Genomic DNA, 12,691 nt, shown 5'->3' with positions numbered 1-12,691 from the left:
GCGGCACCGCCTACGCTCGGTTCGTGGACTTCGCGCACCTCGCCCTCGCCCGCGACCCGCACGACCGTCTCGGCCTGCACCGCACGGACGACGCCTGGCTCGAGGACCGGTGGACCCGGTCCGGCGCGCGGGTGCTCGTGGTGTCGGGCACCCGGGTGCGGCCCAAGGACGGAGCACTGGAGTGGGTGTCGGCCGACGAGGCGCCCGACGGCGTCCGCGTGCTGCTCGGTGAGCGTGACGCGACGACGTGGTGGGCGGTCATCACGGGTCCGGAGGCGGCCAAGGAGGAGCAGGGACAGTGGTTCCCGCTGCGTGGCCTGCTCGCCCTCTTTCAGGAGCAGAGCCTCGGTGGCGAGCAGGCCGGGCTGGCTCCCCTCGTCTTCCACGCCCTCGGGCTCGCCGAGTGGCACTGGGTCACCCGCTTCTGCCCGCGCTGCGGAGGGACTCTCGTGCCCCGTGCCGCCGGTCACGAGCTGGTGTGCGAGCAGTGCGGGAAGCCGCAGTTCCCCCGCACCGACCCGGCCGTCATCATGCTGATCACCTCGGGTGCTCCCGGCAGCGACGACGAGCGGTGCCTGCTCGGCCGCGGTGCCCAGTGGCCCGAAGGGCGCTTCTCGACCCTGGCGGGCTTCTGCGAGCCGGGGGAGACGTTGGAGGACGCGGTGCGCCGTGAGGTGCTGGAGGAGACCGGCGTCGTCGTGGGCGACGTGACGTACTTCGGCAACCAGCCGTGGCCCCTGCCGAGCAGCCTGATGCTCGGCTTCCACGGCCGCGCGCTCACCGAGGAGATCCGGCTCGACGACGACGACGTGACCGAGGCGCGGTGGCTCACGCGCGCCGAGATGCGTGCGCAGGCGGAGGCAGGCACGCTCGTGCTTCCCGGCGGCGTCTCGATCAGCCGGTCCCTCATCGAGCACTGGTACGGCGGCCCGCTCCCCGGCAGCTGGTGAGCGGGACGCCGCCGGCTCAGCTCGCGCGCTCCTCCAGGAGGGCGAGGTGCGCCTTGACCTGGGCGACCGAGGGGTTGGTCATCGCCGTACCGTCGCTGTAGACGAGGGTCGGCACGGTCTGGTTGCCGTTGTTGGCGGACTCCACGACGGCGGCCGCCTCCGGCTGCTGCTCGATGTCGACGACCTGGTAGTCGATGCCCTCCCGGTCGAGCTGGCTCTTCAGGCGGTGGCAGTAGCCGCACCAGGGGGTCGTGTACATCGTGAACGAGCTCATCGGGAAGTGTCGCCTCCAAGGTCTAAGGTCCCCGTCGTACATCCCGCCCAACCCGCACGTCCGAGGAGTTGTTCCCGATCAGCACGAGTCACGGCTCACCCGTGGAGGCCCTGCTGTCCGCGCTCGACCCCGAGCAGCGGCAGGTGGCCGAGGCGTTGCGCGGGCCGGTGCGGGTGCTGGCCGGCGCCGGCACCGGCAAGACCCGGGCGATCACGCACCGGATCGCGCACGGCGTGCTGAGCGGCGTCTACGCCCCCACCGAGGTGCTCGCGGTGACCTTCACGACGCGTGCGGCGGGCGAGCTCCGGCAGAGGTTGCGGCAGCTCGGGGCGCCCGGGGTCCAGGCGCGCACCTTCCACAGCGCCGCGCTGCGCCAGCTGCGCTACTTCTGGCCGCACGTCCACGGGGCCGACCTGCCGGTGCTGACCGAGTCGAAGCTCGCGATGCTGGCGGCGGCGACGCGCCGGCTCGGGCTGCGGGCCGACCAGGCGCTGCTCCGTGACCTCGCCTCGGAGATCGAGTGGGCCAAGGTCAGCAACGTCGGCCCCGACGACTACGCACGGATCGCCGGCCAGCAGGCGCGCAGCGTCTCCGACCAGCCCGCTGACACCGTCGGCAAGGTGTTCGCCGCCTACGAGGACGTCAAGCGCGAGCAGGGTCGCATGGACATGGAGGACGTCCTGCTCCTGACCGCCGGTGTCCTGGCCTCCGACGAGCGGGTCGCCGCCCAGGTGCGGCGGCAGTACAAGTGGTTCGTCGTCGACGAGTTCCAGGACGTCTCGCCGCTGCAGTCGGCGCTCCTCGACCTCTGGCTCGGGGGTCGCGACGAGCTCTGCGTGGTGGGCGACCCGGCGCAGACGATCTACTCGTTCGCGGGTGCCGACGCGACCTACCTCCTCGACTTCCCGAAGCGCTACCCCGGCACCACCTCGGTCGAGCTCGTGCGCAACTACAGGTCCACGCCGCAGATCGTCGCGGCCGCCAACACGCTGCTCGCGGGCAGTGCCAGCGCGGGGGTCGAGCTGCGCTCGCAACAGCCCGCCGGGGCCGCCGTGCGGTTCGAGGGGCACCCCGACGAGGTCGCCGAGGCGGCGTCCGTCGCCGACCGGATCGCCGCGCTCCAGCGCAAGGGCTCCGCGCCCGGCCAGGTCGCGGTGCTCTTCCGCATCAACGCGCAGTCCGAGCACTTCGAGGACGCGCTGAGCGACCGCGGCATCCCCTACGTGGTGCGCGGCGCCGCCCGCTTCTTCGACCGGCCGGAGGTGCGCGAGGCCGTCGTACGGCTGCGCGGAGCGGCCCGGTCGGGGGAGACCACCGACCTGCCGTGGGTGGAGGCGGTGCACGGCGTGCTGGGTGGGATGGGCTGGACCGAGGTGCCCCCGACGGGCCGGGGCCAGGTCCGCGACCGGTGGGAGTCGTGGCAGGCGCTGGCGACCCAGGCCGAGGAGTTCCACGCCGAGCACGCCGGGTCCGACCTGGGCGCGTTCGTCGACGACCTCGACCGCCGCGCTGCCGAGCAGCACGCCCCGGCGGCCGACGGGGTCACCCTGGCGACGTTCCACGCGGCCAAGGGGCTGGAGTGGGACGCGGTGTTCTGCGCCGGCGTCCAGGACGGCACGGTCCCGATCGTCTACGCCGACACCCCGGCGGCCGTCGAGGAGGAGCGCCGGCTGCTCTACGTCGGCGTGACCCGCGCCCGCCGCGACCTCACCGTGAGCTGGGCCGCGGCCCGCAACCCCGGCCAGGCGGCGCGCAGGCAGCCCTCCCGGTTCCTCGCGCCGCTCCTGCCGGAGCGCGAGCAGCCCGCGGCCGGCGGTCGGGCGCGGAGCAAGGTGGCTCGCTGCCGGGAGTGCAGCCAGCCGCTCGGGTCGGCGGCGGAGAAGAAGCGCGGCCGGTGCGCGCACCACCCGGTCCGCTACGACGAGGACCTCTTCGAGCGGCTCAAGACCTGGCGCCGCGAGCGCGCCGACGACGACCAGGTGCCCGCCTACGTCGTCTTCACCGACGCCACGCTCGAGCTGATCGCCGAGCACAAGCCGAGCAACGAGACGGCGCTGCGGGCCATCAGTGGTGTCGGCCCCAGCAAGATCGAGAAGTACGGCGACGCCGTGATCGCGCTCGTCGACACGACTTCCTAGCGCGAGAGGAGCAGCGCTCTAGACCATTTCCGAAGAAACTTCAGAAATAGTCATAAAATGGTTTGCTCATTACATCGCGCTCCCGATAGCGTGTCACCCACGTACTGAACAGACCGCGCACCAGGCCCTGGCAAGGCCCGCGCCCGATGCCCCGAAGGAGGTGGCCACAGTGGAGAACATCATGCGAATCGCAGCCGCAGCACCGGCACGGTCCACGCGCGCGCTCGCGCTCCTGTGCGCCACCCCGGTCACGGATCTCCGGACGTCCGACGTCCGGATCGACGTGCGCACGGGTGACGTGGCGATTCAGGCGCCGGCCCCGCAGGCCAAGCGCGTGCGCGAGCTCGCTGCCACCACTGGCATGGGTCACGTCGGTTTTACCGGCTACACCCGGGGTTCATCGACCTGGAGCCCACCGATCTAGTCCACAAGACTCAGCTCGGCAGCCTCCAGGCCGCGGAACCCGACAACCGGGATCCGCGGCCTTCTTGTTTCTCAGGACACCTGAGCAGCACGAAAGCCGCAGACCCGGATCCGATGAAACGACCAACGCGATCAGGTCAGAGACGAGGAGGTGAAAAATGACGACCAGTGTTCTCGAGCCGACGCTGAGCAACCTGCACGACGAGGCAGAGCTGTTCGTCGAGCTGCAGGCCGACCGGCTGCCGTGCCGGGTCAACGACCCGGAGCTGTGGTTCGCGGAGTCTCCCCACGACGTGGAGTTCGCCAAGGCGCTGTGCAAGGACTGCCCGGTGCAGGCCATGTGCCTCACCGGAGCGCTCGAGCGGCGCGAGCCCTGGGGTGTCTGGGGCGGTGAGCTCTTCCTTCAGGGAGCGGTCATCCCCCGCAAGCGGCCCCGCGGCCGGCCCCGCAAGGACGCCACTGCTGCGTAATCGCTCGACCTCCGACAACCGATCCTAGAAATCTTTCGATGAACCAAGAACTGAACTGGAGCAACAAGATGAACGTCATGCACGAAGACCTGGCACGCGCGCATATGTACGCGCGCCTGGGAGAGGCGCAGCAGCTGCGCGAGGCCAAGGTGGCCCGCGCCCGGCGTCTCAGCCGCAAGGCTGAGCGCGCAGCGCAGCAGGCTCGCCTCGCCCTCGCTCGCGCTCTCTGACGAGAGGCAAGATTCGGAGGACCTCCTCCGAACACCTGATCGCGGGTGAACAAGGAGAAGAGCCGGAGTGACGCAACCCGTCACTCCGGCTCTTCGGTTTTTTCCAGGCGCACGCTCCCGCGGCACGCCCCGTGCCGGTCGTAGCCTGGAGGTGTGCCGACGACCTGCGACTTCTGCGGCCGCACCGCTCCCGAGGAGGTCCCGCCGCTCACCTGGAGCACGTCGGTCGAGCGTGGCCGCACCCGGGTCTTCTGCGAGACGTGCTCGCGGGAGCACCTGCGCGCGATGGAGAGCAAGCTCGACTCCGAGTGGTGGTGACCTCGGCGCCGTTCCCGGGCGGTGGTCAGGGCAGGTCGAGCAGCAGGTCCCAGGCGCAGCCGCAGTGCGGGTGGCGCAGCCAGCGCCTCACCTCGGGCGCGTCGGTGGGCCCGAGGTCGACGGTGGCCGACCAGGTGCTCGGCTCCTCGCCCTCGACGTAGCGGCACACGTCGCGCACCGCCCAGGCGAGAGCGAGCTGGTCGAGCACCGGGTCCACGGGCACGTCGGTCCCCGTGGTCCGCGCCGCTTGCTCCACCAGGAAGCTCCGGCGGGGATCCGGCTCGGACTCGTGGGCGTCGACGCAGCGCAGGCAGGCCGTCCGGCCGGGCTCGACGAACGGCCCGATGCGCCGACCGCTCGCGCCGCCACTGACGACGAGGTGGGGCGCACCGGAGCGCACCAGGCCGTCGATGCCCTCGCGCGACAGCTGCCCGCAGCCCACCACCACCCAGACGGCGGGGGAGTCCTGGTCGAGCAACAGCCCGGCCTCCAGCGCGAGCGGGGCGAGGGTGGCGTGCATCCGGGGGTCGCCGAGCAGCCCGACGGCGTGAGCCGCGCGTGCGCTGACCCGCCGCGAGCCGTCGACGCCGAACTGCGCGCGCGCCGCCGCCAGCCCGCGCCGCCCCGGCTCGTCCAGGCCGGGGAAGACCAGGCCGGCGGCGAGCAGTGCGTCGAGCGCCCGTTCTGCCACGGGCGCGAGAGCGGCCAGCGGGGCGCGCGCCTGCAGGGCATCGAGCAGGGAGCGCACCTCCGGCCGGTCCGGAAGGCGTACGGCGAGCGGCGGGTGCAACCCGACCTGGATCGTGTTCGCGTCCCGGCGCAGGACCGGCACACCTGGCCTCAGCAGGAGCCCGGTGGGCGCTGCGACGGACACGGGTCCAGGTGCGGGCATGCCCGAAGGCTGGCACGGACCGGCCCGCTCGCGCGGCGGTCATCCACAGGACCCGTCAGCGCAGGGCGGGGAGGCGCAGGGCGGGGAGGCGCAGGAACGACGCGCGGGCGGCGCCTCCCCGAAGGGTGGCGCCGCCCGCTGCGGTAGTCCGAGTGGTAGTGCTCAGGCCTTGCCGAGGATGCGGTTCAGGTTGGTCCCGCACACGGGGCACTGGGCCTTGGCCATCCGGGTGCCCTTGTCGTTGACCTTGACCTCGCCGCTCGCCTCGCGCTTCTCCTTGCACTTCACGCAGTAGAACTCACCGCTCCAGGTCTCCGCCATGACGGCCTCCTCATTCATGTTCATCTTCGGTCGTCGCGACGGGAAGGACTGGGGAAGCCCGCCGGGGTCCTCCGCCTCGTGGCTTCGGACCTCTCCGACCCTACGGCACGCCGCTCAACGGGAGCAGTAGCGTGCCCGGTATGTCTGAAATCCGTGATCTGCGCCATTTGCGGCTCGAACGGCCCGCTCCGGGGGTCGCGATGCTGGTCCTGGACCTCCCCGAGCTCCGCAACGCGATGAGCGACGAGATGACGGCGTCGTGGGTGCGGGCGGTCGACCACCTCGCCGGCGACGCATCGGTGCGGGCCGTGGTGGTCACGGGGGAGGGCAGCGCGTTCTGCGCCGGCGGCAACACCTCCTGGCTGGCGAGCGAGCCCGACGCGACCGTCGACGAGATCCGGTCGCGGATGCTGCCCTTCTACCGGGCCTGGCTCTCGATCCGTCGGCTGGAGGTGCCGACGATCGCGGCGATCAACGGCCCGGCGATCGGCGCGGGGCTGGCGGTCGCCCTCGCGTGCGACCTCCGCTACGCGGCCCGCGGGGCCCGGATGGGGGTGCCGTTCACCAAGCTGGGGCTCCACCCGGGCATGGCGACGACGTACCTCCTCCCCGACGTCGTCGGCGCCTCGGCGGCCCGCGACCTCCTGCTGACCGGTCGCCTGGTCGACGCCGACGAGGCGCTCGGCCTCGGCCTGGTCTCGCGCGTCATCGAGCCCGAAGTGTTCGCCGACGAGGTCCTCGCCGCGGCCGCCGGGATCGCGGCCACGGCCCCGGTCGCGTCCCGGTTGACCAAGACGGCCCTGGCGCGCGGTCACGCGAGCGTGGAGGCGTGCCTGGACTGGGAGGCGCTCGCGCAGCCGATCACGATGGCGACCGCCGACCTGCAGGAGGGGATCCGGGCGGTGCAGGAGAAGCGCGCGCCGGTCTTCGAGGGGCGGTGAGGGCCCCGTGCCGCGGGCGGACATGAGGAGACCCCCGGAGCGCTTCCGGCCGTTTGCCTTCCCCTTGCGAACGGCCCTGGCGACCCCGGGGGTCCCATCTGCGCGCAACGCTAGGCAGCCGCGAGAGCCCGGTCAATCCGCCGGCGCCCCACCCTGTGGACAACGCTGTGGACAAGGATGTGGATGATGCGCGAGCGCCGTGGAGAGGCGTGGGACAGGCTTGTGGACGACCTGGGGAGCCGAGGGCCGACCGGGACGTCGTACCGCCGTGTGACCAGCGACAACGCGGCCCCGTGGTCGTCCACCGGCTGTGGACAAAACATTTCTGAGGAACTTTTCGGAGTGTCGCGGTGAATCCCGGCGATCCGTACGACGGCAGCCCGGTCGCCGCCCTGCGGCGCATCGCCTTCCTCCTCGAGCGCGGGCGGGCGGACACCTACAAGGTGCAGGCCTTCCGGAAGGCGGCCGGGGCGATCCTGCCGTTGCCGGCCGAGGAGGTGGCGCAGCGGGCGAGCGACGGCACGCTGACCGACCTCGCCGGCGTCGGTGCCAGCACCGCACGGGTCATCAGCGACGCCGTCGCAGGCCGGGTGCCGGCTCGCCTGGCCGAGGCGGAGCAGGAGTACGGCGCCCTGCCCGCCGCCGGGGGCGAGCAGCTCCGCAGCGCGCTGCGCGGCGACCTCCACTCCCACTCGGACTGGTCCGACGGCGGCTCGCCCATCGAGGAGATGGCGATGACCGCGATCGAGCTCGGCCACGACTACCTGGTGCTCACCGACCACTCGCCGCGGCTGACGATCGCACGGGGTCTCAGCGCGGAGCGCCTCACCCGGCAGCTCGACGTGGTCGAGGCCGTCAACGCGCACCTGGGTGCGCTGCCGGGGGACTTCCGGCTGCTCAAGGGCATCGAGGTCGACATCCTCGAGGACGGAGGGCTCGACCAGACCGAGGAGATGCTCAGCCGGCTCGAGGTGCGGGTCGCGAGCGTGCACTCCAAGCTGCGCTCGGAGAGCGGGCCGATGACGCGACGGATGATCGGAGCGATCCGCAACCCCTGGACCAACGTGCTCGGCCACTGCACGGGGCGTCTCGTCACGGGCAACCGCGGCAAGCGTCCGCCGTCGCAGTTCGACGCGCGCGCGGTCTTCGAGGAGTGCGCCGAGCACGGCGTCGCCGTCGAGATCAACTCGCGTCCCGAACGCCGCGACCCGCCGAGCGAGCTGCTCGCGCTCGCGCGCGACCTCGGGTGCCTGTTCTCGATCGACAGCGACGCCCACGCGCCGGGCCAGCTGGACTTCCTCCAGCTGGGGTGCGAGCGGGCGGAGGCGGCCGGGATCGAGCCCGACCGCATCGTCAACACGTGGCCCGTGGAGCGGCTCCTGGAGTGGGCTGCGCGGTAACGTCACCACATGTCGGAGCCGACGCCCCCGGTCGAGGTCCGCCGCTCCGGGCGGCGGCGTCGGACCGTGTCGGCCTACGTCGAGGACGACCACATCGTGGTCCTCGTGCCCGACAACCTCTCGCGCGCCGAGGAGCGCGACTGGGTGCGCACGATGGTGCAGCGGCTGCAGCGCCGCGAGCAGCGCGGCCGCCGTACGGACGAGGCGCTGCTGCGGCGCGCCCTCGAGCTCAACGACCGCTACCTCGGCGGGCTCGCGGAGCCGACGTCGGTGCGGTGGGTCACCAACCAGCGCACGCGGTGGGGCTCCTGCACCCCGGGTGATCGCACCGTGCGGGTCAGCGAGCGGCTCCAGCAGATGCCCGACTGGGTGCTCGACTACGTGATCGTGCACGAGCTGGCGCACCTGCTCGAACCGGGGCACGGCGAGGCGTTCTGGGGATGGGTCCGGCACTACCCGCACACGGACAAGGCGAAGGGCTACCTCCTCGGCTGGTCGGAGGCCGCGCGCGTCGAGCCGCCGCCCGGCACCGAGCTAGCGGCCGGCGACGCCGACTGACGCCCGCGCGATCCGGACCAGGTCGACCATCCCCTGCTCCAGCTCGGGCAGCACGTCGACGGGCCACCAGCGCACGTCGAGCGACTCCTCGCTCGTGCGCTCCCGCGCATCCTCCGGCGCGACCGCGACGTAGCGGACGTCGAGGTGGTGCACGGTGTGCTCCGGTCCGCGCGGGTCGCAGAAGGGCACGGCGTGCTCGTCGAGCTGGACCGGCACCGGCACCAGGTGCAGGTCGTCGATGCCGGACTCCTCCCGGGCCTCGCGCGCCGCGACCCCGGCCAGGGTCGCGTCGCCGGGCTCGCAGTGGCCGCCGAAGTGGAACCAGCGACCCGCCTTCTTGTGCAGGTTGAGCAGCACCCGCTCGCCGGCACTGTCGATGACGAGTGCGCCGGCGGTGACATGGTCGGGGTACGACGAACGCCACATCCCCTCGCCCTCGGACTCCAGGTGCGCGACGAAGCGGGCGCGGAGCGCCTCCTGGGCGGCGTCGGGCGCCGCCCAGCCCCGCAGGGTGGCGAGCGCGTCGGCGTGGAGCGTCACTGCTCGCCGTCGAGGAGCTTGCGCAGCTCCTCGTCGAAGGACTCGTCGGTCATCTCGCCGGGTGGCGTGGCGTCGGAGCGGAAGCTCAGCGGGTCGTCGAGGTCGGCGGCCGTCGGCAGCAGGTCGGGGTGCATCCACACGCCGTCGCGCGCCTCGGCGCCCGACCGGCTGCGCAGCCCGCCCCACAGGGTCGAGGCGTCGCGGAGCCGGCGGGGGCGCAGCTCCAGGCCCACCAGCGCTGCGAAGGTCTGCTCGGCCGGGCCGCCGGCGGCGCGCCGGCGTCGTACGGCCTCGCGGAGCTTGACCGCCGCGGGCATCCGCTCGGCGGTGGCCACCCCGACGACCTCGTCGACCCAGCCCTCGACGAGGGCCAGCGCGATCTCGAGCCGACCCAGGGCGGCCTCCTGCTGCGGGGAGACCGGCGGCTCGAAGAGCCCGCCCTCGAACAGCCCGGCCATCGACTCGGGGTCCATCGGGTTGATCCCGCGCATCTGCTCCTCGATGCGCTCCTGCATCTGCTTCACGTTGAGCTCGAGGCCCTGCGCGTAGTCGGTGACCGCGCCGACCAGGTGCTCGCGCAGCCACGGCACGTGGGCGAACAGCCGCTGGTGCGCGGCCTCACGGAGCGCGAGGTAGAGGAGGACGTCGTCCTCGGACACGTCGAGGCCCTCGGCGAACTCCCTGACGTTGGTCATCACGACGGCCGCCTTGCCCGGGGCGCCGAGGGGGAGGCCGATGTCGGAGGCGGTGAGCACCTCGCCGGCCAGGCCGCCGAGCGCCTGCCCGATCTGCGAGGCGAGCATGCCGCCCACGGCCTGCCCGATGATGCCGAGGAGCGGGCCGGCCGCGGCCTGCATCTCCTGCGGGAGCGCGCTGCTGAGCCCGCCGACCGACCGCGCGGCGACCGGCTCGACGAGGACCTTCCAGACCGGCTGGGTCTCGGTGATCCACTCGGCCCGGCTCCAGGCGGCGGTCGACGTCACGCCGGAGGAGAGCTCGGTGGCGGTGTCGAGCCAGTGGTCGGCGAGCTGCACCGCGTCGGCGACGCGGTCGTGGTCACGGCGGGCGGGGGAGGGGTCGTGCTGCTGGGCGACGGCCGCGCGGGCGAGGTCGTTGACGACCTTCCAGTTCAGCGGACCGTCGTGAGGCTCCATCATGGCCTTGAACTGGCCGATGATCTGGTTGAGGTCCATGCCGCCGAGGCCTCCGGCACCACCGGCTCCGCCCAGGCCACCGAGGGCGCCGAGCGGTCCGCCGGCGCCGAAGAGGTGCTCGAACGGCGTGCCCTTGAAGGGGTTGGGCTGGCCCGCCCCCTCGTCGGATCCGGGGTCGGGCTCGGGGTCGTTGGCCATGCCTCCAAGTTACTCTGCCCGTGTGAGCCACCCAGCCGTCCGTCTCGTCGGGATCCAGGACACCCCGCTCTCGGTGGCCGAGGTCGTCGACGGCCTCGACGACGACGCCTCCGGTGGGCTGGTGCTCTTCGTCGGCAGGGTCCGCGACCACGACCACGGCAAGGGGGTGACCGGGCTGGCCTACTCCGCCCATCCCACGGCCCTCGACCGGTTGCACGACGTCTGTGCCCGCGTCGCCGAGGAGTACGACGTCAGCGGCCTCGCGGCCGTCCACCGGGTCGGCGACCTGGCGATCGGCGACCTCGCGGTGGTGGTCGCCACCACGTCCGCGCACCGCGGCACGTCCTTCGAGGCCAGCCGCGCGCTCATCGACACCCTCAAGGCCGAGGTGCCGATCTGGAAACACCAGCTCTTCGCCGACGGCACCGAGGAGTGGGTCGGCGCGCCGTAGCCGGGCCGCCCGCGGGGCGACGTACCCTCGCGCTGTGGACATCCTCCTCTGGCTCGTGCCCGCGGCCGTCGTCACGCTCGTGACGATGCTGTGGGTCGGCTGGTGGGGCCGCGAGGGGCGGGGCGAGGTCGACCGTGAGACCGCTGCGCGCCGCCTCGGCGAGGCGCTGAGCCGCGAGCAGAAGCGCCGCCCGGGCTACGCCGTCGCGCGTCGCGCGCCGGACAGGTCCACGGGTGTGGCGCTCCGGCCGTCGAAGGTGCGGCCGGCCGTCGTACCACCGGTCGAGGCGCCGGCGGCGGAGGAGCCGCCGGAGCGCGGCCGGCAGGCGTCCTGAGAGCCGGTCCCGTGCGCCTTGGCGTCGGGTGAGAAGGTAACGCCATGACGCAGCGTTGGACCGCCTTCGCCATCGCCGCGCCGTTGACGTTCCTGCTGCTCGTCGCGGTGCTGCTGGTGCCGCTGCCCTACGCCGTCTACAGCCCCGGCCCGACGTTCAACGTGCTGGGCAAGGACGTCAACGACTCCGAGGTCATCCAGGTGGTGGGCCACAAGACCTACCGCGACGACGGCGAGATCCGGTTCACGACGGTGTCGGTCTCCCCCCGCGGGGAGAAGGAACGTCTCTTCGAGGCGATGAGCGCCTGGTTCGACCCGCACCGGGCGGTCGTCCCCTACGACAGCGCCCACCCCGACGACCAGTCGGCGCAGGACGAGGAGCGCCAGGGTCAGGTCTCGATGATCAACTCCCAGGGCACCGCCGTCGCGGTGGCGATGCGGGAGCTCGGCTACAAGGTGCCCACGGGCATCCAGGTCGCCTTCGTCGAGAAGGACTCGCCCTCCTACGGCAAGCTGCGGGTGCTCGACAAGATCCTGAAGGTCGACGGCAAGCCGTTGAAGGACGGCCAGCAGCTCGTCGACGCCATCCAGCGGCACGGACAGGGCGACCCGGTGACGTTGCTCATCGAGCGCCACCACAAGCGACTGACCGTGGAGATCGAGCCGGTCGAGACGGTGGTCCAGGGCGACCGGGCGATGCGCATCGGCGTCACCCCGGGACTGGGCTACTACTTCCCGTTCGACGTGACCATCCAGGTCGACCCCACGATCGGCGGTCCGAGCGCGGGGCTGATGTTCTCGCTCTCGGTCTACGACACGCTCACGCCGGGGTCGCTCACCGACGGCGAGACGGTGGCCGGCACCGGCGAGCTCTTCGACGACGGCACGGTCGGGCCGATCGGCGGCATCGCGCAGAAGATCGCGGCCGCCCAGGACGCGGGCGCCCAGCTCTTCTTCGTGCCGAAGGACAACTGCAACGACGTCGAGGATGTCGACACCGACATGGAGCTGGTCAAGGCCACGACGATGCACGGCGCCGTCGAGTCGTTGAAGGCCTGGGACGCCGACCGAGACGCCGAGCTGCCGCGCTGCTGACGGCG

The 12,691-nt window shown here is 72.5% G+C and carries 17 protein-coding genes; 12 read left to right on the top strand and 5 right to left on the bottom strand.

Annotated elements, in window-relative coordinates; all coding sequences use genetic code 11:
• The first annotated feature begins 23 nt into the window (after positions 1-23).
• Positions 24-950, top strand: a complete 927-nt coding sequence (gene nudC / locus ACAX67_RS10530; RefSeq protein ID WP_370703800.1) for an NAD(+) diphosphatase — start codon at positions 24-26, stop codon at positions 948-950.
• Between the two features lie 16 nt (positions 951-966).
• On the opposite strand, the gene ACAX67_RS10525 is transcribed toward nudC, so the two are convergent.
• Positions 967-1,224 carry a mycoredoxin gene (locus tag ACAX67_RS10525; protein WP_370703799.1) on the bottom strand — a complete coding sequence of 86 codons (258 nt, stop codon included), beginning with the start codon at positions 1,222-1,224 and terminating at the stop codon, positions 967-969.
• 101 nt (positions 1,225-1,325) lie between these two features.
• Between ACAX67_RS10525 and ACAX67_RS10520 the strand changes: the two genes are divergently transcribed.
• From ACAX67_RS10520 to ACAX67_RS10500, 5 genes are all read left to right on the top strand, one after another.
• The gene (locus ACAX67_RS10520) at positions 1,326-3,362 is read left to right on the top strand and encodes an ATP-dependent helicase (protein ID WP_370703798.1); all 2,037 of its coding nucleotides are present in this window, start codon (positions 1,326-1,328) and stop codon (positions 3,360-3,362) included.
• 169 nt (positions 3,363-3,531) lie between these two features.
• Complete coding sequence (locus ACAX67_RS10515; RefSeq protein ID WP_370703797.1) at positions 3,532-3,786, top strand: hypothetical protein; 255 nt, start codon at positions 3,532-3,534, stop codon at positions 3,784-3,786.
• A gap of 157 nt (positions 3,787-3,943) precedes the next feature.
• Positions 3,944-4,255, top strand: coding sequence for a WhiB family transcriptional regulator (locus ACAX67_RS10510; protein ID WP_370703796.1), 312 nt, complete (start codon positions 3,944-3,946; stop codon positions 4,253-4,255).
• Positions 4,256-4,293: 38 nt separating this feature from the next.
• Positions 4,294-4,485, top strand: coding sequence for a putative WhiB-interacting protein (locus tag ACAX67_RS10505; protein ID WP_370703795.1), 192 nt, complete (start codon positions 4,294-4,296; stop codon positions 4,483-4,485).
• Between the two features lie 153 nt (positions 4,486-4,638).
• Positions 4,639-4,803, top strand: a complete 165-nt coding sequence (locus tag ACAX67_RS10500) for a hypothetical protein (protein ID WP_370703794.1) — start codon at positions 4,639-4,641, stop codon at positions 4,801-4,803.
• A 25-nt stretch (positions 4,804-4,828) separates the two neighbouring features.
• Here ACAX67_RS10500 and ACAX67_RS10495 read toward each other — a convergent pair whose 3' ends face one another.
• Both ACAX67_RS10495 and ACAX67_RS10490 read right to left on the bottom strand, forming a co-directional pair.
• On the bottom strand, positions 4,829-5,695 hold the full coding sequence (locus tag ACAX67_RS10495; protein WP_370703793.1) for a hypothetical protein: 867 nt from the start codon (positions 5,693-5,695) through the stop codon (positions 4,829-4,831).
• A 162-nt stretch (positions 5,696-5,857) separates the two neighbouring features.
• On the bottom strand, positions 5,858-6,016 hold the full coding sequence (locus tag ACAX67_RS10490) for a DUF5679 domain-containing protein (protein WP_170126064.1): 159 nt from the start codon (positions 6,014-6,016) through the stop codon (positions 5,858-5,860).
• 140 nt (positions 6,017-6,156) lie between these two features.
• On the opposite strand from ACAX67_RS10490, the gene ACAX67_RS10485 reads away from it, so the two are divergent.
• The 3 genes from ACAX67_RS10485 (at position 6,157) to ACAX67_RS10475 (ending at position 8,915) form a co-directional block, all read left to right on the top strand.
• Positions 6,157-6,957 carry an enoyl-CoA hydratase/isomerase family protein gene (locus tag ACAX67_RS10485; protein ID WP_370703792.1) on the top strand — a complete coding sequence of 267 codons (801 nt, stop codon included), beginning with the start codon at positions 6,157-6,159 and terminating at the stop codon, positions 6,955-6,957.
• A gap of 350 nt (positions 6,958-7,307) precedes the next feature.
• Positions 7,308-8,357 carry a PHP domain-containing protein gene (locus ACAX67_RS10480; RefSeq protein ID WP_370703791.1) on the top strand — a complete coding sequence of 350 codons (1,050 nt, stop codon included), beginning with the start codon at positions 7,308-7,310 and terminating at the stop codon, positions 8,355-8,357.
• Positions 8,358-8,366: 9 nt separating this feature from the next.
• The gene (locus ACAX67_RS10475; protein ID WP_370703790.1) at positions 8,367-8,915 is read left to right on the top strand and encodes a M48 metallopeptidase family protein; all 549 of its coding nucleotides are present in this window, start codon (positions 8,367-8,369) and stop codon (positions 8,913-8,915) included.
• Here the strand turns inward: ACAX67_RS10475 and ACAX67_RS10470 are convergent.
• Both ACAX67_RS10470 and ACAX67_RS10465 read right to left on the bottom strand, forming a co-directional pair.
• Complete coding sequence (locus ACAX67_RS10470) at positions 8,892-9,455, bottom strand: NUDIX hydrolase (protein WP_370703789.1); 564 nt, start codon at positions 9,453-9,455, stop codon at positions 8,892-8,894. The two genes, ACAX67_RS10475 and ACAX67_RS10470, sit on opposite strands and share 24 nt — an antisense overlap.
• A complete protein-coding gene (locus ACAX67_RS10465) occupies positions 9,452-10,807 on the bottom strand; it encodes a zinc-dependent metalloprotease (RefSeq protein WP_370703788.1) in 1,356 nt (451 codons plus the stop codon). The genes ACAX67_RS10470 and ACAX67_RS10465 overlap by 4 nt, the downstream gene beginning before the upstream one ends.
• A gap of 22 nt (positions 10,808-10,829) precedes the next feature.
• Between ACAX67_RS10465 and ACAX67_RS10460 the strand changes: the two genes are divergently transcribed.
• The 3 genes from ACAX67_RS10460 to ACAX67_RS10450 are packed head-to-tail and all read left to right on the top strand — an operon-like array spanning position 10,830 to position 12,686.
• Positions 10,830-11,258 carry a molybdenum cofactor biosynthesis protein MoaE gene (locus tag ACAX67_RS10460; protein WP_370703787.1) on the top strand — a complete coding sequence of 143 codons (429 nt, stop codon included), beginning with the start codon at positions 10,830-10,832 and terminating at the stop codon, positions 11,256-11,258.
• A gap of 34 nt (positions 11,259-11,292) precedes the next feature.
• The gene (locus tag ACAX67_RS10455; RefSeq protein WP_370703786.1) at positions 11,293-11,592 is read left to right on the top strand and encodes a hypothetical protein; all 300 of its coding nucleotides are present in this window, start codon (positions 11,293-11,295) and stop codon (positions 11,590-11,592) included.
• Between the two features lie 44 nt (positions 11,593-11,636).
• A complete protein-coding gene (locus tag ACAX67_RS10450) occupies positions 11,637-12,686 on the top strand; it encodes a YlbL family protein (protein WP_370703785.1) in 1,050 nt (349 codons plus the stop codon).
• Positions 12,687-12,691: the final 5 nt, after the last annotated feature.

It is taken from the genome of Nocardioides candidus (assembly GCF_041321175.1).
Classification (GTDB): domain Bacteria; phylum Actinomycetota; class Actinomycetes; order Propionibacteriales; family Nocardioidaceae; genus Nocardioides.
Note: the sequence above shows the minus strand (reverse complement) of the source record. Positions and strands in the feature narration are given on the sequence as shown.